The sequence below is a fragment of the Flavobacterium sp. IC2-16 genome (assembly GCF_055521455.1).
Window position 1 is genome coordinate 1286371 of sequence record NZ_CM145480.1, and the last position, 23815, is coordinate 1310185.

A 23815-nucleotide genomic window follows, 5' to 3' on the forward strand; every position below is an offset into this window, starting at 1 on the left:
AATCGTTATAAAAATGTATAACTAAAATAAAGAACCTTTTGGTAAAAAGTTTTACTACCAATTAACAAGCTATAATAACAATCATTTTTTAAAATTTTATAAAAGAATTATTTTTTAGTTTTTAATTACTGTTAACAACTTTCAATTAGATTTTACTTTTTTTTAAAGGAAGTTGACGCTTTAACGAATTTTAAAGCATTTCGTTATTTATAAAATTGTAATTTTATCAGTTAGAAGTAAAATTTGTAAACTTGGATAAACAGAATCTTATATTCGATAAGTTAGAAGCCTTTATCAAAAAGTTTTATACCAATGAATTAATCAAAGGGATATTGCTTTTTATAGGATTTGGCTTATTGTATTTTATAGGTACTTTACTTATTGAATATTTTTTATGGCTAGCACCAAAAGGACGACTGGTTTTATTTTGGTTGTTTATTTTTGTGGAACTTTTTCTACTGTTTCGTTTTATTCTTTTTCCAATTTTTAAACTTTTTAAATTTCAGAAAGGCATTGATTTTACTGATGCATCTGCTATTATTGGGAATCATTTTTCTGAAGTAAGCGATAAACTTTTAAATTTTATTCAATTAACCAATCAAAGTAATCCTTCAGAATTACTTCTTGCTTCTATTGAACAAAAAGCAAATAATTTAAAACCAATTCCTTTTAATAATGCTATTAATTTTAAAAAGAATTCTAAGTATTTGCCTTATGCTTTAGTTCCTATTTTACTTTTAGCTCTTGTTTTTTTTAGTGGTAATGCTAAAGTAATTACGCAAAGTTTTAATAGGGTATTGCATTTTCAAAAAGAATTTGTTCCACCAGCACCTTTTGAATTTCAAATTGAAAATTCCTCATTAAACGTAGAACAAGGAGCAGATTTTGTTTTACAAGTTAAAACTGTAGGTTCGGTAATACCTGAAAATGCTTCAGTTACTATTGGAGCTGAAACGTATTTTTTAGAAACTGTAAAACCCGGTGTTTTTCAATATACATTTGAAAAAGTAGCTAAATCATCTACTTTTCAACTTAGTGCCAATTCGGTTACTTCTAAATCATATCAACTAAATGTTGTAGCTGTTCCTACTATTGCTAGTTTCCAAATGGTGCTTACCTATCCATCGTATTTACATAAAAAACAAGAAATTATTTCAGGTAGTGGCAATGCTATGGTTCCTGAAGGTACTCAAGTTCGTTGGACTATTAAAGCTCTAGCAGCTTCTCACTTAGAATGGAAATCTCAAGGTATGAGTGCTTCTTTTGTTAAAAAGGAATCTGAATTTTCTTTAGCTAAAAATATAAATCAAAATATTGATTATGAAATTGTTACTTCTAATTCTAAAGTAAAGAATTACGAAAAATTGCAGTATCAATTAACGGTTGTAAAAGATGAATTTCCTACTATTTCTGTTCAATCAGCTCCCGATAGTTTGCATGTATCGGAAAAGTTAGTTCTTGGTCAAGTTTCTGATGATTATGGTTTAAGTCGTTTACAAGTAGTATATTATCCTGTAAATCAAGAAACTAAATCAAAAAAATTTGAGTTAACTGTCAAAAATTCTACGTTTGATCAATTTGTTTATGCTTTTCCTAAAGGAATTACTTTAACACCTGGTGTAGATTACGAATACTATTTTGAAATTTTCGATAACGATGCGGTTCATCATTATAAAAGCTCAAAATCAGCTGCATTTTCTCATCGCGAGTTAACTAAAAATGAAATTGAAGAACAAAATCTTCAAGAACAAAATTCTAATATTAATAGCTTATCGAAATCTATTAAAAACCAAGAAAAACAGCTTTCCGAAATGGATAAGCTTCAAAAATTAGGAAAAGAGAAGCCTACTTTAGATTTTAAAGATCAGAAGAAAGTTGAAGATTTTATTAATCGTCAGAAAGTTCAAGATCAAATGATGAAAGAATTTTCTAAAAAATTAGAAGAAAATCTTGAAAAGTTCAATCCGGATAATAAAGACGAATTTAAAGAAGAACTCTTAAAAAAGCTTGATAAAGCTGATAAAGAAGCTGAGAAGAATGAAAAGTTACTCAAAGAATTAGAAGAGTTAACCAAAAAATTACAAAAAGAAGAATTATTCGATAAAGTAGATAAGTTAAAACAAAACACTAAAGATCAAAGTAAAAATCTAGAGCAATTAGTAGAATTAACGAAGCGTTTTTATGTTGAAAAAAAGGCTGAACAAATAGCTGATAAATTAGATCAACTTTCTAAAACTCAAGATAAATTAGCTGAAGACAAAGATAATAATGCGAAAGATCAAAATGAAATCAATAAGGAATTTGATAAAATTCAAGAGGATTTAAAAGAATTGCAACAGCAAAACCAAGACTTAAAATCCCCTATGGATATTCCTTCCGACAAGCAAGACCAAGAAAGTATCGATAAAGATTTGCAAAAAGCTTCAGATGAGCTTCAAAAAAACAATGCTTCTAAAGCCAAACCAAAGCAAAAATCTGCTTCCCAAAAAATGCAACAAATGAGCATGAAAATGAAGCAGTCTATGGAGATGGGACAAATGGATCAAATGGAGGAAGATGTTAAAATGTTGCGTCAGATTTTGGATAATCTACTGGCATTTTCTTTTTCTCAGGAAGATTTAATGAAGCAATTTAAAATGAATTCTAATCGTAGTTTAGGTTTTAATTCGTTATTAAAAAAACAACAAGACTTAAAAAATCAATTCAAACATATTGATGATAGTTTGTTTGCCGTGTCATTACGCAATCCTAAAATTTCTGAAATCATTACGAAAGAGGTTGGTAATGTTACGTATAATATTGAAAAATCTATCGATAATCTATCCGATAATAACATTCCTAAAGGGGTTTCTCATGAACAATATACCATAGCAGCATCTAATCGCTTAGCTGATTTTTTAAGTGATGCGATGAATGATATGCAAGCTCAAATGATGATGGACGCTCAAGGTCAAGGAAAAGGTAAACCTAAACCAGGTCAAGGTCAAGGAATGCAATTGCCAGATATTATAAAAAAACAAGATGGTTTATCCGATAAAATGAAAGAGGGTATGAAGCAAGGCAAAAAACCCGGTGAAGGTAAACCAGATAACAACGGTCAAAAGAATGGTAAAAGTGGCGAAGGAAGTGAAGGACATGATGGAGAAGGTGATGCAGGTAGGCTTTTGGAAATAGTTAAAGAACAACAAGCGTTACGGGAAGCTTTAGAAAAGGAATTGCAAAAGCAAGGAATGGGTGGCAGTGGTCAAAGTGCTTTACAACAAATGAAAGAAATTGAAAAGCAGTTATTAAACAAAGGTTTTAAAAACGAAACGCTTGAACGCATGGTTAATTTAAAGCACGAATTATTAAAACTGGAAAAAGCCATACAACAACAAGGCGAAGATACTAAGCGTCAGTCGCAAACTAATACTAAGAATTATGATACTAATGGAACTGCAATTCCTGCTGCTTTAAAAGAATATTTACAGAGTATTGAAATTTTAAATAGACAAAGCTTACCTTTGCGCCCAAATTTCAATCAAAAGGTGCAAACATATTTTAAATCAAATGATTAGTTTTAATTACGAAACCGACTTTCAGTTGGATAATGAAGAAGTTTTTAATAATTGGATTTCGCGTGTTATAGCTTCTGAGAACAAAGAATTGGGAGAGATAAGTTATATCTTTTGTGATGATGAATACTTGCATAAAATCAATGTAGAATACCTAAATCACGATGATTTAACGGATATTATCAGTTTTGATTATTCTGAAAGTAATATCTTACACGGGGATATTTTTATATCTATTGAACGCGTTCAAGATAATGCTAATGATTTTAAGGTTTCTTTTGATGATGAATTAAAACGCGTTATCATTCATGGTGTTTTACACTATTGTGGTTATAAGGATAAATCTGTAACCGACGAAAAAATAATGCGCTCTAAAGAAGATGAAAAAGTTGCAATGTTCCACGTGGAACATTAATTATAATACTAAAAAATTGAAACTATAAAATGTTTCACGTGGAACAATGAGTTTATTTCAAGATGTATATGATGTAATTGTGGTGGGTGCAGGACATGCGGGTTCTGAAGCTGCGGCTGCGGCTGCAAACATGGGTTCCAAAACACTTTTGGTTACCATGAGTTTACAGAATATTGCGCAAATGTCGTGTAATCCTGCTATGGGTGGAATCGCGAAAGGACAAATCGTACGAGAAATTGATGCGTTAGGGGGTTATTCTGGAATTGTGTCAGATAGAACCGCTATCCAGTTCAAGATGCTGAACAAATCAAAAGGACCTGCCATGTGGTCGCCACGTGTACAATCCGATCGTATGCGTTTCGCGGAAGAATGGCGTACCATATTGGAACAAACTCCAAATCTTGATTTTTACCAAGAGATGGTTTCTGGTTTGTTAACCGAAAATGGAAGAGTAACTGGAATCCGTACTTCTTTAGGAATTGAGATAAAAGCTAAATCTGTTGTACTTACCAATGGTACGTTTCTTAACGGATTAATTCATATTGGAGAAAAACAATTTGGTGGTGGTAGAGCAGGAGAGAGTGCTGCTTATGGAATAACAGAAGATTTAGTAAAACTTGGTTTTGAAGCTGGAAGAATGAAAACCGGAACTCCTCCAAGAGTTGATGGTCGTTCTTTAGATTATTCTAAAATGGAACCACAACCGGGCGATGCACAACCTAATAAATTTTCATATTTAGGAATAACTAAACCTTTAACGGTTCAGCGCGATTGTCATATGACGTATACGTCTGAGTTAGTACATGATTTATTACGCGAAGGTTTTGACCGTTCACCAATGTTTAACGGACGTATTAAAAGTTTAGGTCCGCGTTACTGTCCTTCTATTGAAGACAAAATTAACCGCTTTGCCGATAAAGAACGCCATCAATTATTTGTAGAACCCGAAGGATGGAATACTGTTGAAGTGTATGTAAATGGTTTTTCAACGTCACTTCCGGAAGATGTACAATTTAAAGCGTTAAGTTCTGTTGCCGGTTTTGAGAAAGTAAAATTCTTTAGACCAGGTTATGCTATCGAATACGATTACTTTCCACCAACACAATTAAAACACACTTTGGAAACGAAGTTAGTTGAAGGTTTATATTTTGCCGGACAAATCAACGGAACTACCGGTTATGAAGAAGCTGCTTCACAAGGTTTGATGGCCGGCATTAATGCATCGTTAAAAGTACAAGGTCGTGATCCTTTTATTTTAAAACGTAACGAGGCATATATTGGGGTTTTGATTGACGATTTAATTACTAAAGGTACAGAAGAACCGTATCGTATGTTTACTTCGCGTGCAGAATACAGAACACTACTTCGTCAGGATAATGCCGATTTTAGATTAACACCAATGGCGTACGAAATTGGTCTGGCTAAAGAAGATCGTTTGCGTACCATGGAAAAAAAGCGTGATGCTTCTGAAGCATTTGTTACCTTCTTTAAAGAAACTAGTGTAAACCCTAAAGAAGCGAATCCAATTTTAGAAGAGAAAGGTTCATCTCCTATGGCTCAACCCGACAAAATGTTTAAAGTGTTTTCTAGACCACAATTGGAATTGGAAGATTTTTTACGTTTTGAAGACGTTCAAAAATACATTGAAGCTCATGATCTCGAAAGAGAAGTTATAGAACAAGCAGAAATTCAAGTGAAATATTCTGGATATATTGAGAAAGAAAAAAGTAATGCCGATAAATTGAATCGCTTAGAAGATTTAAAAATTCGCCCCGACTTCAATTACGATTTGGTAAAATCAATTTCGCATGAAGCTCGTGAAAAATTAAAAAAAATCAAGCCGGTAACTATTTCTCAGGCTTCACGAATTTCAGGTGTTTCACCAGCAGATATTTCTATCTTGTTAATTCATATGGGACGCTAAATTAGTTGGCAGTTTCAGTTAGTAGTTTTTTTGACTGTTTCCGGTGACCGAAAACTGCGACTTAAAAAATGTTCCACGTGAAACTACGGCGCGAAGCCTTATATTTAAAGCGATTATATAAAATAAATTTTTAAAATGCATTTTTCAAACGATAACGTTTTTGTACGAGTTCAAGATTATTCTGTGTCTGGAGAAAATTTCGATTTGCTTTTAGATGAAGAATTGCAATTGCTTAAAACCCACCCACAACCTTCGTTGGAAAAACTTCCTGGTTATTACGAAAGCGATGATTATATTTCCCATACCGATGGAAAACGCTCGTTGTTTGAAAAAGTGTATCATATTATTAAGCGTAAAGCAATTCGTGATAAAGTACATTTAATCACAACGCTTCAACCGAATAAAGGATTGTTGTTGGATATTGGTGCCGGAACTGGAGATTTTTTATCGGAAGCTAAAAATCAAAATTGGAACTGTATTGGTATTGAACCAAGCGCAAAAGCAAAAAACAGTGCTATTTCTAAAGGTGTTGACTTTGCCGAAAGCATGACTGTTTTACAAGACCATTCCTTTGATGTGATTACCATGTGGCATGTTTTGGAACACGTTCCCGATCTAGAAAAACAAATTCAAGAATTGAAGCGTTTGTTGAAACCAACAGGAACTATAGTTATTGCTGTTCCCAATTTTAAATCGTTCGATGCCAAACATTATGGAAAATTTTGGGCCGCTTATGATGTGCCAAGACACTTATGGCATTTTTCTAAAACCGCAATTGCAAAACTTTTCGCTGTAGAAAAATTACACTTGGTTGCTGTTAAACCGATGCTTTTTGATAGCTTTTATGTTTCCTTATTATCCGAGAAATACAAAACGGGTAAAATGAATTTTATAAAAGGTTTTTGGAATGGTTTACGTTCCAACCTTAAAGCAAAGAAAAATTTAGAGTATTCATCGCATATTTACATCATTCAAAACTCAAAAAATTAAATAAAGCTAAATTTTAAACGATTTTAAGTAAAAACAATCCATTTACTTCCTTTTTTTAAAGGATTGCTTAGAGCCAATCTATGTGGGTTGTTTTTAATAACGAATATTTATTAAAAATAATATCCTTATAAATATTGATTATATTATAAAATTAAAACAAAATGTTGCTTTTTTAAACTAAAAATTAGCATCTTTGAGACCCTAAAAAAGAAATACCCATTTTAAAAATAAAACGCTTAAAAATGAAAAAACTGATTGTACTTTCTATTGCAGCTTTTGCAATGATCTCTTGTAATAAAGAAATTCAAGCACCAGAAAAATTAAAAACTGCTTTTATCGATACTTCAAAATTGTTAGAAGAAAATAAAGAAGCTAAAGATATTGAAGAGAAATATAAAGTAAAATCGGAAGAAATGGGACGTGAATTGCGTTCAGAAGCTAGTAAGTTCCAAAGCGAAGCAGCATCTTTCCAACAAAATGCCATGATTAAAGGTCAGGCTTGGGCGCAAGCTAAAGGTGCCGAATTGCAAAAACGTGAGCAAGAATTAGGTATGAAACAACAAGCGATGATGCAAACGCTTCAACAAGAAAGCGGTAAAGAAATGGATAGCTTGGTAAAACGTATTAAAAACTATATTAAAGATTACGGTAAGAAAAAAGGTTACGACTATATCTATGGTACTGGTGATGCTGCAAGTGTATTATACGGTAAAGAAGGGTATGATATTACCGCAACGATCAGTAAAGAATTAAACGATTCTTATCAGGGAACGGCTAAGAAAGAGGAGCCAAAAACTGAAGAGAAAAAATAAGCCTAAGCCTTCCAATCGGAAGGCTTTTTTATATCTTTACGTTTGACAAATTTATACGCCACGTGGAACAATTTTATAAAGCCGCCGAATACACACTTCGATTTATCAATCAAACCAACAAATCGGTTTTTTTAACCGGTAAAGCAGGTACAGGTAAAACTACTTTACTTCGTGAAATAATAGCAACAACACATAAAAACACGGTAGTAGTTGCTCCCACAGGTATTGCCGCTTTAAATGCTGGCGGCGTAACCATTCATGCCATGTTTCAGTTGCCTTTTGCAGCCTTTATTCCTGACAATCAGTACCTTCCTTATTTTTCTGAAACGGTTAAATTTGAAAATCAAGATTCCTTAACGAGGCATTTTAACATGAATGCGACCAAAAAAGCAGTGATTCGAAATATGGAATTACTTGTTATTGATGAAGTCAGTATGCTTCGTGCTGATGTTTTGGATGCAATGGATTTTATGATGCGTAAAGTCCGAAGAAACGAACAGCCATTTGGTGGTGCCCAAGTTTTATATATAGGAGATTTACTACAATTACCTCCGGTGGTTAAAAATGAAGAATGGCAGGTGTTAAAACAATATTATCGTGGTATATTCTTTTTTCATTCGCATGTTGTTCAAAAATATCCACCAATGTATGTTGAGCTGGAACAGATTTTTCGTCAAACCGATACGCGATTTATATCAGTTTTAAATCATCTTCGAAATAATGCTATCAGTCAATCGGATTTGGATATTTTAAATGAATATGTTCAACCTGATTTTGATTTTAAAACAAACCAAGGTTATATTACCTTAACTACACATAATGCTAAAGCAGATGCTCTTAACGCCGATTCATTAGCAGAATTAAAGAGTAAGACATTTACTTTTTTACCTGAAATTGTAGATGATTTTCCCGAAAAAATTTATCCTATAGATGAAAAGCTGGTGCTAAAAGTAGGGGCACAGGTTATGTTTGTTAAAAATGATTTATCGTATGAAAAGCGTTTCTTTAATGGAAAAATGGGTGTCATCCGTTCTTTGTCCGATAACGAAATTGTCGTTCATTTTCCAGAAGAAAACAAATTGATTGAAGTGGAACGTTATGAATGGCAGAATATTAGGTATAAAGTAAATGAAAATAGCAAGGAAATAGAAGAAGAACTTCTAGGGACATTTACGCACTTTCCAATTAAATTGGCGTGGGCTATTACGGTTCACAAAAGTCAAGGCCTTACATTTGACAAAGCTGTGCTCGACGTATCAAGTGTTTTTGCGCCCGGACAAGCCTATGTGGCTCTTTCGCGTTTACGTTCTTTAAACGGGCTTATTTTGCTTTCTCCGCTAAAAATGAATGGCATTTCTTCAGATGAAGATGTCTTGGAATACGCCAATCATAAAGCATCGGCTGCAGTATTGGAAGAATCGTTACAAATTGAAACCCAAAATTATTTATTTAAAACCTTGATTTTCAGTTTCGATTTTAAAAATGTAATCCAAGAATGGCGCAATCATTATTTTAATTACAATCAAGAGGCACCAAAATCCCCTAAACGCAAACATCAGGAATGGGCCAAAACAAACATGGAAAAAATGGCTGCATTGGCGGATGCTTCCGAAAAATTTCAAAATCAATTGCACAAGCTCTTTTCGTCAAAATCTGATATCGATTTTATTCAACAACGTTGTGAAGCAGCATACAATTATTTTTTCCCGCTATTGGATAATGGAGTGGAAGAACTGCTTTTAAAAATTGAAGAGATTAAACGGACTAAAAAAGTAAAAGCGTTTTATGAAGAGTTATTGGAATTGGAGGAGTTGCAAATTAAAACCGTTTTGCAACTGAAAAAAATGCAATTGTTATTACAAGTTGTTGCTCAAGGACAAGCGATTACTAAAGAAAATCTAAATTTAGAAGCGGCAAAATATTATAAAATCAACAAGCTCGTTACTGTTTCCGAACGATTTAGAAAAGAACACGCCAGCTTGTTAGAAGAGGAAGAAGATGCTTCGTATTATGACGATAAACCCAAAAAACAAAAAGAACCTAAAAAAGCTACAATTGAAGAGACATTAGAACTTTGGAAACAAAACCTGTCTATTCACGAAATAGCTCAAAAGCGAAAATTAACGCCAGGAACTATTTTCAGTCATTTTACCAAACTGATACAATTGCAAACGTTAGCGCTTTCCGATATTTTACCGGAAGAAAAAATACTTGAACTTCAAGAGGCATTTGTAAATTACCAAGGCGAAAGTTTGGGTGAACTCAAAGACACCCATGGTGATAAATTCACTTGGGATGAATTGCGCCTTTACAAAGCCACACTAAATTTATAACCAATATACTGCTAAAATAGCTGGAATGAAATAAATCACAATGGTTCTTGCACCGTCATAATCTTTTGCAATTCGTTGGCCAAACAATAAGAAAAGCAAAGTAATACACGACATAATAGCACCGTATAAAGCAAAGTCACTACGAAGGCCATCGGTTACTAAAATTTGAAGAAAACCCACAACACATAAAATTCCAGAAATAACTTCGGTAATTAGAATCAATGCTAAAGAAGCGGGAACTTGATTTTTGATAAAGGTTTGAGAAAAATGACCTTTTAACCATTCAACATTTCCTTTCCAATCGGAAATTTTATCGTATCCGGATTGTAAAAAAGTAATAGCTAAAAAAAGTAAAATCAGTGCAACTGCGTAAATTTGATTGGGTAGCATAGGTATTATTTTTTATGAATTAATCGGGTTAATTTAATAGATAAATCGGTTAATATAATTTTAGCGTTTCCGTTTCGTTCAATGTGGTAAATAGCGTCCGAGAGTTCTTTGTAGATCTCATGAATGTTATTGCCGTTTACAAAGGGTGCAAAATTTTCCAATTTAAATTTATCTACAGTAGGTTCGATGTAAACCAAAGTGGGCGATTGATAATTAAGCAACAAAGCCTGACGGAACATTTCCACACAAAAATGTAAAAATTGTTTTTGAGCCTCACGGCCAATTCCGGCGATTTCTTCACTCCAAGCCGTTAAATCTAAAATTGCCGATGCGTTTCCTTTGGCTCTAAACGAGGCGCGAACCCATTGCACAAACCACTCTTCAAAAGGAAATTCATTGTCTTCTTTATGAAAAAGCTGTAATGCTTTATTATAATTGCCTTGGGCCTGATGTGCAATTTTTAAGGCTAATCGCTCATCTGCATTTTCTTTAGAAACCAAGGCTTCAGCAATAACACACTCTGGTAGTCCTTTAAAATCCAACACTTGACAACGTGATAAAATGGTTTGCATAATGTCGTCCGGATTTTCGGTAATGAGCAAGAAAATGGTTTTTTGAGGTGGTTCTTCCAACAATTTCAACAATTTATTAGACGTAGCCGTATTCATCTTATCAGCCATCCAAATTATCATCACTTTGTATCCGCCCTCGTAGGCTTTTAAGGATAATTTTTTTACAATTTCCTGAGCTTCATCAACACCAATTTGGCCTTGTTTATTTTCGACACCAATAAATTTTAACCAATCGAATAAACCAGCATAAACATTCTTACTAATAAACTCCCGCCATAACGGAAGAAAATTATCGCTTATTGGGTGTGATTTTACATCGTTATTGGTCGCAACGGGAAAAACAAAATGTAAATCAGGATGCGAAAAATGCTCAAATTTTAAATTACAAGCAGCATTTCCATTTGTGTTTTCTCCATAGGTATTGGCACACAAAATGTACTGTGCATAAGCAATAGCCATGGCAAGCGCTCCAGATCCTTCTGGACCCACAAACAATTGGGCATGTGGAATCCGACCTAAATCGGCACTTTTGGTCAAATGATTTTTAAGATGTTGTTGCCCTAAAATTTCCTGAAATAGCATAAAGCAAAGATAACAGAAACTTCCAAAGTTTTGCCAGCAATCTTTTTGTACTTGATTTTGAAAATTTCCAAAATCCCAAAAAAAATAAAATATTATATTTGCGAATTATTGAATAAACAAACGACTAAACAACAAATAATGAAAACACTATCTAATTTTAATTTTGCTGGTAAAAAAGCGATAATTCGAGTTGATTTTAATGTACCATTGGACGAAAATTTTAACGTTACCGATGCTACACGAATTGAAGCTGCCAAGCCAACCATAGATAAAATCCTTAACGATGGTGGAAGTGTTATTTTGATGTCGCATTTAGGAAGACCAAAAGGTGTTGAAGAAAAATATTCGTTGAAGCATATTGTTGCTAAAACATCCGAAATATTAGAAAAACCTGTAAAATTTGCATCCGACTGTATTGGAGCTGTAGCTGAAGAAGCCGCAAGTGAATTACAGCCTGGGGAAATTTTATTGTTGGAAAATTTACGTTTTTATGCAGAAGAAGAAAAAGGCGACGTTGAATTTTCTAAAAAGTTAGCCAGTTTAGGTGATATTTATGTTAATGATGCTTTTGGAACGGCGCACCGAGCACACGCTTCAACAACCATTATTGCACAATTTTTTCCAGAACACAAATGTTTTGGTTTGCTTTTGGCTAAAGAAATTGAAAGTTTAAATAAAGTATTAAACAATTCCGAGAAACCCGTTACTGCAGTTTTGGGAGGCTCAAAAGTTTCTTCAAAAATTACGGTAATCGAGAATGTTTTAGATAAAATCGATCACATGATTATTGGTGGCGGAATGACATTTACTTTCATTAAAGCAATGGGCGGCCATATTGGAAATTCGATTTGTGAAGATGACAAAATGGAATTAGCACTAGATATTTTGGCCAAAGCGAAAGCTAAAAATGTTCAGATTCATTTGCCGGTAGATGTGGTTGCGGCTGATGCTTTTTCGAATGAAGCGGCTACTCAAATAGTTCCCGTTGATGCTATTCCAGACGGTTGGCAAGGTTTGGATGTGGGTCCTAAAACGTTAGAAGCGCTTAAATCTGTTATAAAAGATTCTAAAACAATTCTTTGGAATGGTCCATTGGGTGTTTTCGAATTGGAAAAATTTGCTGAAGGAACAATCACACTAGGAAATTTTATTGCAGAAGCTACAAAAAACGGAGCTTTTTCTCTAGTAGGAGGTGGTGACTCTGTAGCAGCGGTAAAGCAATTTGGCTTGGAGCCAAAAATGAGCTACGTTTCAACAGGTGGAGGCGCTATGTTGGAAATGTTAGAAGGGAAAACACTTCCTGGAATTGCCGCCATATTAAGTTAAAGTTAAAATTTTTAACAATATTTTTTTAATTATTAAGTTATAACCCATTATGTTTGCAACTTCGGTAAGATGTTGAATGATAATGGATTAAAAAGTTAAGCATGAATAAAACAAAAGTATTTTCCTTAGTTTTCGGAATACTTTCCTTTGCTGCACTGGCTCAGGAAACTTCTGAAAAAGAAGTTCAAATTACTCAGCTCCCAAAGCTATCCTACTTAGACTCGATTAAAGCTACTTTCGTAAATCACGAAACAAGCAATTGTATAGATGAAAGATGGATGAAAGAGCTCAGTAACCAAGAGCTTTTTGAAGCCATGCAAACCGATGTGGCAAATGTTAATTTAGACGAATCGGTTTCGTTTGATCTTTCAACGGAATTACTTAAAGAACGCTTGAAAAAGCTGGACGCAAAATCGCCATTTCACGTAGAATATAATACTACGGTTGAAAATGTGATTAAATCCTTTCTTAAAAATCGTCCAAAAGCTTTTGAACGCCTAATGGCTCTGTCGGAATATTATTTCCCAATGTTTGAAGCGAATTTGGCAAAATACGATTTACCTCTTGAAATTAAATATTTAGCCATTGTTGAATCGGCTTTAAATCCGTTAGCGAAATCACGTGTGGGAGCAAGTGGTCTATGGCAATTTATGTATGGTACCGGTAAGCAATATAACCTGGAAGTAAACTCTTATGTAGATGAGCGTTTCGATCCGTTAAAATCAACCGAAGCGGCTTGCCAGTATTTCACCAATATGTACAAAATTTTTGGTGATTGGGATTTAGTATTGGCTTCGTATAATACAGGACCGGGAAATATTTCAAAAGCAATTCGTCGTTCTGGAGGTTATACAAACTATTGGAATATTCGTAAATACATGCACAAAGAAACACAAGGCTATTTACCAGCTTTTTATGCTACTATGTATGTGTATGAATACAAAAAAGAACATGGTATAGTGCCAAATAAACCGTCTATTACGTATTTTGAAACCGATACGTTAATGGTTAAAAAACAAATTTCATTTAAGCAAATTTCAGACTTGTTGGATATTTCTGAAGAACAACTTCGTTTTTTAAATCCAATTTATAAGCGTGATGTAATTCCTTTTATGGCAGATAAGGCACATTTTCTTCGTTTGCCAAAAGAAAAAATCGCAGTTTTTGCTTCCAATGAAAACAAAGTGTATGCGTATGTTGACTATGAAGAAAACAAACGCGAAAAACAATGGGTTCCTGTAAAGAAAACATTCACTCCTTCGACTACCGAATCTGCTTTGGCATCAAATGATTCTGATGATGAAAGTACAGATGGAAGTACACGAACAATCACTAAAACTAAAACGAAGTTTCATACGGTTAAACGCGGCGATAATTTATCTGAAATTTCCGAAAAATATGACGTTTCAATTGCCGACTTGAAGAAATGGAATCGTATTAAAGGAAGTTCAATTAATGCGGGACAAAAACTGAAGATTCAATATGAAACCAAGGTTGTAATTGCCGATAAAACTCCGGTTAAGAAAAAAGTTAAAGATTCTATTCCGGTTAAAACCATAGAAATTGTTAAAGAAAACCCAGTGGTTTCTGAAGAGCTTTACACCGTTCAAAAAGGCGATAACCTAACGCAAATTGCACTAAAAAATAAAGTTACAGTGGCTCAATTAAAAGAGTGGAATGCTTTAGAAAATGAAAACATTCAGTTAGGACAAAAAATTAAAGTAAAAGCTGAAACTACAGAAGCAGTTGCTGAAGTTGATACTGAAAAAGCAGAAGCAACAACACTAAAAAAAGCAAATGTTTCTCAAAGAGAAAAAGAATATAATAAGATTAAAGAATACATTGTTCAGAAAGGCGATTCTTTAATGAGTATTTCAAAAAAATATCCCGGAAGTTCGGTGGCAGAGATTAAACGACTTAATAATATCAAGGACGACAAAATCAAACCCGGTATGAAACTTAAAATCAACGGATAATTTAGTAAATTCGCTTTTCAAACAAACAACTGTGAGAAAAGCGAATTTTTTTTTCGGACTCCTCTTCACTTTGGTTATTTTATCGTGTTCTGAAAAATCAAAAAAAGGAACTTTGGTTTTACCCGAATCTACCGGTAAAATAAACAGCATTGCTGTGGTTATAGACGATGTGCTTTGGAGTGGCGAAATAGGCGATAGTCTTCGTAAGAAATTGGCAGCTCCAGTAGACGGACTTCAAGACGAAGAACCGTTGTTTACCATCAACCAGTATTCTCCCAAAATTTTTGACAACACAGTCAAACTAAATCGAAATATCATTATTGTTTCCAAATCGAATGAAAATGAATTTCGCCACGTAGAAAACCTGTATGCAACACCACAAAATGTTTTTTATATCACGGGTTATTCCATTCCCGAAATTAATGAAACCATCGATCTTCATGCGCAAACACTCATTAACAGTATAAAGTTTTATGAGGTTATTGAAAATCAAAGACAAACTGCGGTTTCGTTAATGAACGATAAAAAAATCATTGCTAATTTCGGATTCACCATTCAAATTCCATCTGGCTATACATTTGCAGTAGCGAATTCCAGTTTTTTATGGTTGAAAAAAGATATCCCATCCGGCAATTCGAATATTCTCATTTACGATGTGCCTGTTACCGCGATAGAAAAAGACAATAACTTTGCAGCTAATATTGTTCGGGTTCGTGATTCTATTGGGGGTTTATATATAAAAGGCATGGTAGATCAGGCCGAAATGGTTACCGAAGACAGCTACTTCCCCTATGTTAGTCATTCGAAAATCGATTTTAAAGACGCCTTAGAAACCCGTGGAACCTGGGAACTGCGTAATAGTTTTATGAACGGCCCTTTTTTGAACTATGCTATTAAAGATACCTCAAACAACCGCTATATAATCGTTGAAGGATTTGTTTATAACCCTTCAAGTGCCAAACGAGATATGTTGTTTGAACTGGAATCGATTATAAAATCCATTCAATTTTTAAAACCCAATGACACTACAATTCGAAATAAAGCCATTTAAAGCACTTTCTACCCAAGAACTATATCAAATACTACAATTGCGATCTGAAGTGTTTGTGGTGGAGCAAAATTGCGTTTATCAAGACATAGACGGTAAAGATGAGAAAGCATTACACGTGTTAGGGTTTTTTGAAGGACAATTAGCAGCGTATTGTCGATTATTTCCTTCGGGTGCTTATTTTGAAGAATCGTCTATTGGTCGTGTTGTTGTTAAGCCAATTTATCGAGAAAAGAAATGGGGTCATGATTTAATGCGTGTTGCTATTGCAGGGATTGAGCAATATTATCAGGAGCAGAAAATCACGATTTCGGCGCAATTGTACCTTCAGAAATTTTATGAGAGCCACGGATTTGTAAAAACCAGCGAAATGTATTTAGAAGATGATATTCCGCACATTCAAATGAAACGCGGTTAAATTATATTGGATTTACTTTGGTGATGAAAATCTCTACCCGTTTGTTGTTGCGTTCTTTTTCGCCCTCTAACGGGAAATCGCGACCATAACCTTTGTACGTCATTCGTTCTTCGGGAATACCGTTGGCTTTTAAATATTTGAAAATAGCCTGTGCGCGCGCTTCCGATAAATTACTAATACCAGTGTCTTCATCTACGGCATCTCTAAAATATTGGGTATCTATACAGCAAACATGACCTTGAATTTCGAAGTTAATGTTTGGGTTTTCGCGCAATTTTTTAAGTAACTTTTCAAGTTGTTTTTCCGATTTACGAAGCAAAACAGCTCTACCACCTTCAAAATATAAATCTTTAAGTGTAATAATGTCACCCGCTTTTAACGGTTTGTCTTCAAACGTTTTTAAACGCATTTGACGGTTTACCAATTCTACTTTGGTAGGAAGTGAGTCTTTAGGTTTACTCAAATCGATATAATCGTTGTGGAAGTATTCTAAATACACATCCACACGACGGTTTAAGGTTCTGGTCGCATCCAATTCATCAGAACTAAGTTCGGTAATACGCAAATCAATTTTACCTTTTCCCTCTACGTTCTTTTGTTTGGATGCAATTTCTTGAAGGATATCTTCTACGGTTTTAGCACGACGTTGCGATAAAACGCGGTTGTATTCTATAGTTCCTCTATCGTCGCAAAAACCTTCCAATCCAATGGAAAGAATAACGATGTTTCCTAGATTTTCAATGTAATTGTGAAGTTTTTTGTCTTCCTCATCAGTTAATTTATACTTGTCAAAATCAAAATAAACCGAATATTTATCGGTTTTAATTTTGGTTAATTCTTGCGAAAAACCAAAACTAAAGCATAATACGAGTATGAAAGTATAAAGCTGTTTCATCGTTTATTAAATCTTAGTGATAAGGAATTCTACACGTCTGTCTTGTTCCGCACCATTACCTAGCGGTTGTGTATTTCCATATCCTTTGAATGTCATTCTTTTTTTATCGATTCTTTTGGCCACAAGATACTTAAAAACTGCTTGCGCTCGGTTACTTGATAAGGCTCTTTTTTTTGTGTCTTTATCAATAGCTTCTTTTTGAAAGGTAGGCGTACAGCAAATATGCCCTTGAATTTCAAATTGAATGTTTTTGTATTTATGTAAAAAACGAGCGATTCTGTCGAGTTCTTGTCGCGCTTTAAAGGTTAAAACACTTCTTCCTTTATCGAATAAAATTTTATCAAAACAAATTCGGTCACCAACAACCATATCTGCTTTTAAATCCATATAAACACCCGGAATTGGCTTAATGGGAACCGGTTTGAAATTCATTAAAACGTCAACGCGACGGTTTTTTTGACGAACTTCCGGCAGGTTTTCAATAATATCATCTTCAATCAACACCCGGCCTTTACCTTCAATGGTAACAATAATTTTATTTTTTATCCCTTTTTCAATCAGCTTGTTTTTGATGGTATTGGCTCGATTGTTCGATAAAATGTAATTATAGGCATCTTTACCTCTATCGTCGCAATAGCCATAAATTTGGATGCTTTCTATGCGTGTAGTATCGATGTCGCGCACAAACTTTACCACAGCATCGGCCTGTTTATCATCGAGGTTATACTTATCAAATTCGAAGTAAACCGAATGCACCACTTCTTCCTGAGCAGCAACCAGGTTTACGGCAAACAAACAGATTAAAAGAATTTTTTTCATACTTAATGATGTGATCGGGGTTCATTAATACGGGTTAGGTTTATTTCATCTGGTGGATGAATAACAATTGGGTATTGTTCTACTTTTACCGAACTGCTATCCAAACCGAAAGCTTGTTCTTCTGATAAACTGATTTTCTTCAAGAAATAATAAATATCCAATACAATTCTTTCGTACCAAGGGAAATCGTTATCGTAAGAAATAAATTTTTCAATTAAAACAAATTTGAAGTCCCCTAAAACGTTGTTACGGTTTAACGATTCATAACGGCTGGTGATATCTACTTCGCCATTTTTCACTAAATCCTGTACCACTTTTTTGAATAACAAATTGATGCGTGGTGCAACACGGAAACCTAGATAGAAATCCACACGAATAATATCGTCTTTAGCAATTTCTCGAACTCGATATTCCATTTCATACGGTTCATCGGTAACATTTACGTGTACAAACCAATAAATGTCAGCACGCTTTGGTCTTTTTTGTAAGATAGAATAAACTACTTTAGACTCAATTTCATCTCCGTGACTTGCGTTGGTTAAATACACCAAGTGGGTAGAATATTTCGGAATTGAGATGTCGTTACTTAAATCGCAAATTACATTTTTGAAACTGTCAATTTTAACGAACTCGGTGTAATCTTTTCTGATTTTTTTTGCGGTAAACCACACCACCATAATGAACGCAAGTAATCCGGCAATAAATACCGAAACGTATCCACCATGCGAAAACTTACTAATATTTGCCATAAAGAAGGAAATTTCGATAGACAAATAGGTTAGTAAAACAATTACGATAAAGAATGGATTGTATCGTTTAAGCACCATGAAGAAACCAAGCAAAATAGTGGTCATAATCATACACAAAACAATGGCTAAACCATAGGCGGCTTCCATGTTTCCAGATTCTTTAAAATGCAATACAATGAATACACACCCAATAAACAAAAGCCAGTTAATGGATGGAATATAAAGTTGACCTTTTAATTCGGTTGGGAATTTAACACGAACTTTTGGCCATAAATTTAAACGCATTGCTTCACTGATAAGCGTAAAAGAACCACTAATTAAGGCTTGCGATGCAATAACAGCGGCTGCTGTTGCAATAGCAATTCCGAATGGTAAAAACCAATTCGGCATTACCAAATAAAATGGGTTGCCGGGATTACTGGCGCTTCCACTCAAATCGATTAACGTACTGCCTTGATGTGAAATTAAATAAGCACCTTGTCCAAAGTAGTTTAGCACCAACATGGTTTTTACAAAAACCCAGCTGATACGAATGTTTTGAATACCACAATGTCCTAAATCACTATATAGCGCTTCAGCTCCAGTAGTACAAAGGAAAACATAGCCTAAAACATAGAAGCCTTCGTGGTGAACTTGAAGCAAATGAATTGCATAGTACGGGTTTAAAGCTTTTAAAACTTCAATATTTGCGAACAAATGCATTCCGCCCAACACACCCAACATACCAAACCAAAGTAGCATCATAGGTCCAAAAAATTTACCTACGAACTTTGTTCCAAAACGTTGAATGAAAAACAAAACAAATAAAATCCCGATTACAATGGGAATTGTGTTTAAGTCATGGTTGTAGGTTTTTAACCCTTCAATGGCAGACGAAACAGAAATAGGAGGGGTGATGATACCATCAGCCAACAATGCACTACCACCAATAATAGCGGGCACAATCAGCCATTTCCTTTTTAATTTTTTTACTAAAGTGTATAATGAAAAAATACCGCCCTCGCCTTTGTTATCGGCTTTTAACGTTAAAACAACATACTTTAAAGTCGTTTGAAGTGTTAGGGTCCAAAATATACAGGATATGGCTCCAAGTACTATGTCATAATTGATGGCTTCTTTGCCAACAATAGCTTTCATTACATAAAGCGGAGATGTACCGATATCTCCATAAATGATTCCTAGGGTAACAATTAAACCGCCTAGTGTAATTTTATTTAGGTGGTTGTGGCTGTGTGAACTCACGTTTTGAAAATTTTAATAGTCACAAAATTATCATAAAAAGCTATGATAATTTGTATTTCACTGTATTTATTTTTTAATTATTCGATTGTACTCCAAATTATTGCTCAAAATACTCTTTGCTTTTGAAATTTCAGGGTCATTTGAGGTGTAAAACAAGTAAAGCCCTTCACGATATTGGTAGCGTTTGATTACCTCATCGCGAATTAAATCTTTGATTTCGTTTTTGTTTTTTTCCAATTCCTTTTCTTCTGTTCTTTGTAATGCATTAAGCAATTGTTGGTATTCGGCTGTTATACTTTCGTCAATTTTTTCTTTTTTAGCAGCTGCTAAGGTGTTTTTTAAAGCAATTTCGGTTTCTGTATCTAGTTGAAAATTTTCCTTTTTCAAAAAAGCTTTAAAGTTGGTAAAATCAACGTCGGTAATTGCCGGTGTTGTATTGCCACTCAAATTTTTATAATAATATTCGGTAGCAAAATTAAAGATGCCATCACTTTTTAAAAGCGCTTCGGCAATAGTACTTCTTTTGGCTTCTTCCAATTCAATATCAGGTTGAATTCCTCCACCATCATAAACCGTTCTTCCTTTACGTGTTTTAAACGCGTTATAATTTTTAGCATCGGTACGTGTAGCTTTGCCGTTTTTGTCTTTGTGCGCATAATCTAACGCCTGAATGCATCTTCCCGATGGAGTATAATAGCGAGAAATAGTAACTTTTACTTGAGTTCCGTACGATAAATCTAAAGGTCTTTGCACCAAACCTTTTCCAAAGCTGCGTGTTCCCACAATCACGGCACGATCTAAATCCTGTAATGCTCCAGCAACAATTTCGGAAGCGGAAGCACTTTTTCCGTCAACTAAAACAGCAAGTGGAATGTCTAAATCGATTGGCGTGCGTTGCGTTTTGTAGGTGTTGTTGTGTTTTTCGTTTTTGGATTTGGTTGTTACTATGATTTCGTTTTGTGGCACAAATAAATTACAAATATTTACCGCTTCATGTAGTAACCCACCAGGGTTTCCTCGTAAATCTAAAATTATTTTTGTAGCCCCTTCACTTTTTAATTTTAAAAGCGCGTCTTTTGTTTCGGTAGAGGCTTTCGAGTTGAATTGTGAAAGCACTATATATCCGGTGGTTTTATCCGACAAAAGAGTGTAAAAAGGCACTGCTTTTACATCTACTTCGTCTAAAACAATTTGTGTATCGTATAGTTTACCTTGGCGTTTGTACTTGATACTTACCTTAGTGTTTTTGGCTCCGCGTAATAATGTTCCGGCGTCTTCTTTAAAATCGATTAGATTGATATCACCAATTTGAATAATCTCATCTCCAGCTTTAAGTCCCGCTTTATCAGCAGGAAAATTTTTGTAAGGTTCAACAACGATTAATCGTCCTTCTTTTCGGTTAATCATAGCCCCAATTCCGGTATATTCTCCCGTTGAGTTGATTTTAAATCGGACCACATCTTGTTCGTTGAAATAGTTGGTGTACGGATCTAAATCGGCCAACATGCTTTTGATTGCTTTGTCCATCATTTCTCCGGGATTTACCTCATCAACATAATTCTGATTTACGGTTTTAAAAAGGGTGGTAAAGATTTCAAGTTGTTTGGCAATTTCAAAGAAATCCTGTTGGAAACTAACCCCAACAAAGAGAAACCCACTGGCAAGTACCGGAAGTATGTATTTTTTTTTGAATAATGATGGCATTTTTACGCTGTTTTTTTCTTTAGTTTTTTTCGGATGAAATAAATCACCATTACGAAAATAAGAATAAAAGGCCATATGTTCAGTAAACTCAAGAAGAAAGTTGCTATGTTGTTAAAACCATCTTGGAGTGCATTCCACATTTTTCCAAAATAGGATACTGTAGCCCCGCTTTCGGAGGCGTTTATGGTATACATTTCTAATGTTATGCTACTCATAGCAACTTGATGGCTTAAATATTTTAAGCGACCTTCTTTAGCTTCAATTTCTTCACGAATGTTGGAAAGTTCTCGTTCAATTTCCAGCATTTCAGAAACTTTAGTGGCTTTATTTAGTAATTCGAAATACCTTTTTTCCAAAATACGTTTGGCTTTTAGTCGGGCTTCTGCATCCACATATTCTGCGGTAACATCTTGAGCCGAGATTTCTTTGCGGTCGAAATGTTTTACACCGTGACTAATTTCCGCTATAAAAGCATCAAAAGAAGCACTGGGTACCCTTAGTGTTATATTTCGATAAGAAGAGTTGTAGTTTTTACCGGATTCGTCATTTTGAACAAGTCCTTTGTTTTTGATTAGTGCCTTTTGAACCGTTGCAAATGATTTATCGATATTTTCAGTTTCAAATCGTAATATTCCGGTTTTGATAATTTTAGGTTGACTTGCCTCTGCATTTGGTGCGGACACAATAGCAGCGGCAGAATCCACAACTTCTGTAGTTACTTCCATAGCGTCTTTGTCATAGGATAATACTACACGTTCTTCACTAGGCGGAGGCGGCAATAATGCAGTGTGCATACTGTTTTCTGAATATTCTTCCTTTGATTTTTTACAACCGCACAACACGATTAACGCAATCGTATAAAATAGAATCGTTCTCATAAGCTTTTGGTTTTATGAGGATAACGCAACTATTTCTTAAAAAAGTACTTTGGCCAGAAATTATTTAGTTGGATTTTGGATGGCGCTCAAAAATTTTTCGAAGAGCATAATGGTTTTTTCGTTGATTTCCTGATAGGTAAGGCGTTCTTTTGTTTGATAGAAAAACATAATAGCATAGCGTTGCTCTTCATTTTCTATGATTTCTTTGTTTAACCGATAACATTCTCGAAGAACACGTTTGAAATAGTTTCGGTCAACGGCTTTTTTGAAGTATTTTTTAGAAACGGAAACGCCTATTTTATGTGAGGACTTTGGGGCGTCTGAGGCGTTACTTTCGTTCGAAATAGGAGCATATACCAATCGCAACGGATATTTAGAAACCGACTTCCCTTCGGAAAAAAGTAAGTCGATAAGCATTTTGCTTTTGAGTTTCTCGTGCTTTGGATAGATTTTTTTCATTTGGACAAAGATATAAAAGAACAGCTTGTTTTTTTATTTACAGATGAACGATATTTGCCACATTATTTTTGAAATATGACACGCTATTTATTCTGGATTTTTTTCTTTTTTGTTCAATTTTCTTATTCACAAATAAAATCGCCTTATTGTCTTGGTTTTAGCTATGGTTTTGGTGATCAAATGAAAAATAAGGATTATACATTTTCCAACCATTTTGTCAAATTACAATTGGAATATCAGTTGAAGAAAAGTGTGAATTTTACCTATACTCTTTTTATTCAACCGGAAGTTAATTTTGCCAAACATCAGCTACTCAATAAATATTTTGTGCAGCCTGACGAACCTAATTATGAAGAACGTCGTGATCGTTTTACCCGTCTAAAAAACATCAACGATTATGTTTTAAATGTTGGAGGGACTGTTAGAAAACCAATTACATCGTCGTTTAGTATTTATATCTTAGGAAGTATTGGGCCTATGATAACCGATACTGAAACGGAACGGCTTTCTAAAGGATTTGCTTTTTCGGATGTTATCGCATTGGGCTTTTCCTTTAAAGCGGATAAAACGAATTTTGATCTTCGCCCAAGTTTACGACATGTTTCAAACGGTGGATTGCAGTCTTCAAACGCTGGAATAAACACGCAAAATATTGAATTGTGTGTAACTTTCGATTTGTAATTACGAGATCTTATTATACTAAAAAAGCTGACTTTATAGGCAGCTTTT

At 34.4% G+C, this 23815-nt stretch carries 19 protein-coding genes; 11 read left to right on the forward strand and 8 right to left on the reverse strand.

The window, feature by feature from the left end:
• Window positions 1–251: 251 nt before the first annotated feature.
• The 6 genes from ACZ1JT_RS05840 to ACZ1JT_RS05865 all read left to right on the forward strand — a co-directional run bounded on the left by ACZ1JT_RS05840 (window position 252) and on the right by ACZ1JT_RS05865 (window position 10028).
• Entirely contained in the window at window positions 252–3557 is a 3306-nt protein-coding gene (locus tag ACZ1JT_RS05840; RefSeq protein ID WP_465095225.1) for a hypothetical protein, read from the forward strand.
• Entirely contained in the window at window positions 3550–3969 is a 420-nt protein-coding gene (ybeY, locus tag ACZ1JT_RS05845) for an rRNA maturation RNase YbeY (RefSeq protein ID WP_465095226.1), read from the forward strand. Before ACZ1JT_RS05840 ends, ybeY begins: the two co-directional genes overlap by 8 nt.
• A gap of 46 nt (window positions 3970–4015) precedes the next feature.
• Window positions 4016–5893, forward strand: coding sequence for a tRNA uridine-5-carboxymethylaminomethyl(34) synthesis enzyme MnmG (mnmG, locus tag ACZ1JT_RS05850; protein WP_465095227.1), 1878 nt, complete (start codon window positions 4016–4018; stop codon window positions 5891–5893).
• 135 nt (window positions 5894–6028) lie between these two features.
• Entirely contained in the window at window positions 6029–6883 is an 855-nt protein-coding gene (locus tag ACZ1JT_RS05855; protein WP_465095228.1) for a class I SAM-dependent methyltransferase, read from the forward strand.
• A gap of 242 nt (window positions 6884–7125) precedes the next feature.
• Window positions 7126–7695: an OmpH/Skp family outer membrane protein gene (locus ACZ1JT_RS05860; protein ID WP_465095229.1), complete on the forward strand. Its 570-nt coding sequence runs from the start codon at window positions 7126–7128 to the stop codon at window positions 7693–7695.
• Window positions 7696–7757: 62 nt separating this feature from the next.
• Window positions 7758–10028, forward strand: coding sequence for a helix-turn-helix domain-containing protein (locus ACZ1JT_RS05865; protein WP_465095230.1), 2271 nt, complete (start codon window positions 7758–7760; stop codon window positions 10026–10028).
• On the opposite strand, the gene ACZ1JT_RS05870 is transcribed toward ACZ1JT_RS05865, so the two are convergent.
• Entirely contained in the window at window positions 10023–10418 is a 396-nt protein-coding gene (locus ACZ1JT_RS05870; RefSeq protein ID WP_465095231.1) for a DoxX family membrane protein, read from the reverse strand. The genes ACZ1JT_RS05865 and ACZ1JT_RS05870 overlap by 6 nt on opposite strands.
• 5 nt (window positions 10419–10423) lie before the next feature.
• Window positions 10424–11572 carry a DNA polymerase III subunit gene (locus tag ACZ1JT_RS05875; RefSeq protein WP_465095232.1) on the reverse strand — a complete coding sequence of 383 codons (1149 nt, stop codon included), beginning with the start codon at window positions 11570–11572 and terminating at the stop codon, window positions 10424–10426.
• 138 nt (window positions 11573–11710) lie between these two features.
• On the opposite strand from ACZ1JT_RS05875, the gene ACZ1JT_RS05880 reads away from it, so the two are divergent.
• The 4 genes from ACZ1JT_RS05880 to ACZ1JT_RS05895 all read left to right on the forward strand — a co-directional run bounded on the left by ACZ1JT_RS05880 (window position 11711) and on the right by ACZ1JT_RS05895 (window position 16340).
• The gene (locus tag ACZ1JT_RS05880; protein WP_465095233.1) at window positions 11711–12898 is read left to right on the forward strand and encodes a phosphoglycerate kinase; all 1188 of its coding nucleotides are present in this window, start codon (window positions 11711–11713) and stop codon (window positions 12896–12898) included.
• A 101-nt stretch (window positions 12899–12999) separates the two neighbouring features.
• Window positions 13000–14874, forward strand: a complete 1875-nt coding sequence (locus tag ACZ1JT_RS05885) for a LysM peptidoglycan-binding domain-containing protein (protein WP_465095234.1) — start codon at window positions 13000–13002, stop codon at window positions 14872–14874.
• A gap of 31 nt (window positions 14875–14905) precedes the next feature.
• The gene (locus ACZ1JT_RS05890; RefSeq protein ID WP_465095235.1) at window positions 14906–15925 is read left to right on the forward strand and encodes a DUF4837 family protein; all 1020 of its coding nucleotides are present in this window, start codon (window positions 14906–14908) and stop codon (window positions 15923–15925) included.
• Complete coding sequence (locus ACZ1JT_RS05895) at window positions 15894–16340, forward strand: GNAT family N-acetyltransferase (protein ID WP_465095236.1); 447 nt, start codon at window positions 15894–15896, stop codon at window positions 16338–16340. Before ACZ1JT_RS05890 ends, ACZ1JT_RS05895 begins: the two co-directional genes overlap by 32 nt.
• 1 nt (window position 16341) lies before the next feature.
• Here ACZ1JT_RS05895 and ACZ1JT_RS05900 read toward each other — a convergent pair whose 3' ends face one another.
• The 6 genes from ACZ1JT_RS05900 to rnpA all read right to left on the reverse strand — a co-directional run bounded on the left by ACZ1JT_RS05900 (window position 16342) and on the right by rnpA (window position 23086).
• A complete protein-coding gene (locus ACZ1JT_RS05900; protein WP_465095237.1) occupies window positions 16342–17235 on the reverse strand; it encodes an OmpA family protein in 894 nt (297 codons plus the stop codon).
• Between the two features lie 6 nt (window positions 17236–17241).
• Entirely contained in the window at window positions 17242–18054 is an 813-nt protein-coding gene (locus ACZ1JT_RS05905; protein ID WP_465095238.1) for an OmpA family protein, read from the reverse strand.
• A 2-nt stretch (window positions 18055–18056) separates the two neighbouring features.
• A complete protein-coding gene (locus ACZ1JT_RS05910; RefSeq protein WP_465095239.1) occupies window positions 18057–20045 on the reverse strand; it encodes a KUP/HAK/KT family potassium transporter in 1989 nt (662 codons plus the stop codon).
• A gap of 66 nt (window positions 20046–20111) precedes the next feature.
• Entirely contained in the window at window positions 20112–21749 is a 1638-nt protein-coding gene (locus tag ACZ1JT_RS05915) for a S41 family peptidase (RefSeq protein ID WP_465095240.1), read from the reverse strand.
• A gap of 2 nt (window positions 21750–21751) precedes the next feature.
• Window positions 21752–22627, reverse strand: coding sequence for a DUF4349 domain-containing protein (locus ACZ1JT_RS05920; RefSeq protein WP_465095241.1), 876 nt, complete (start codon window positions 22625–22627; stop codon window positions 21752–21754).
• A gap of 60 nt (window positions 22628–22687) precedes the next feature.
• A complete protein-coding gene (rnpA, locus tag ACZ1JT_RS05925) occupies window positions 22688–23086 on the reverse strand; it encodes a ribonuclease P protein component (RefSeq protein WP_465095242.1) in 399 nt (132 codons plus the stop codon).
• Window positions 23087–23161: 75 nt separating this feature from the next.
• Here rnpA and ACZ1JT_RS05930 point away from each other — a divergent pair, with 75 nt between their 5' ends.
• Complete coding sequence (locus tag ACZ1JT_RS05930) at window positions 23162–23767, forward strand: acyloxyacyl hydrolase (RefSeq protein ID WP_465095243.1); 606 nt, start codon at window positions 23162–23164, stop codon at window positions 23765–23767.
• Window positions 23768–23815: the final 48 nt, after the last annotated feature.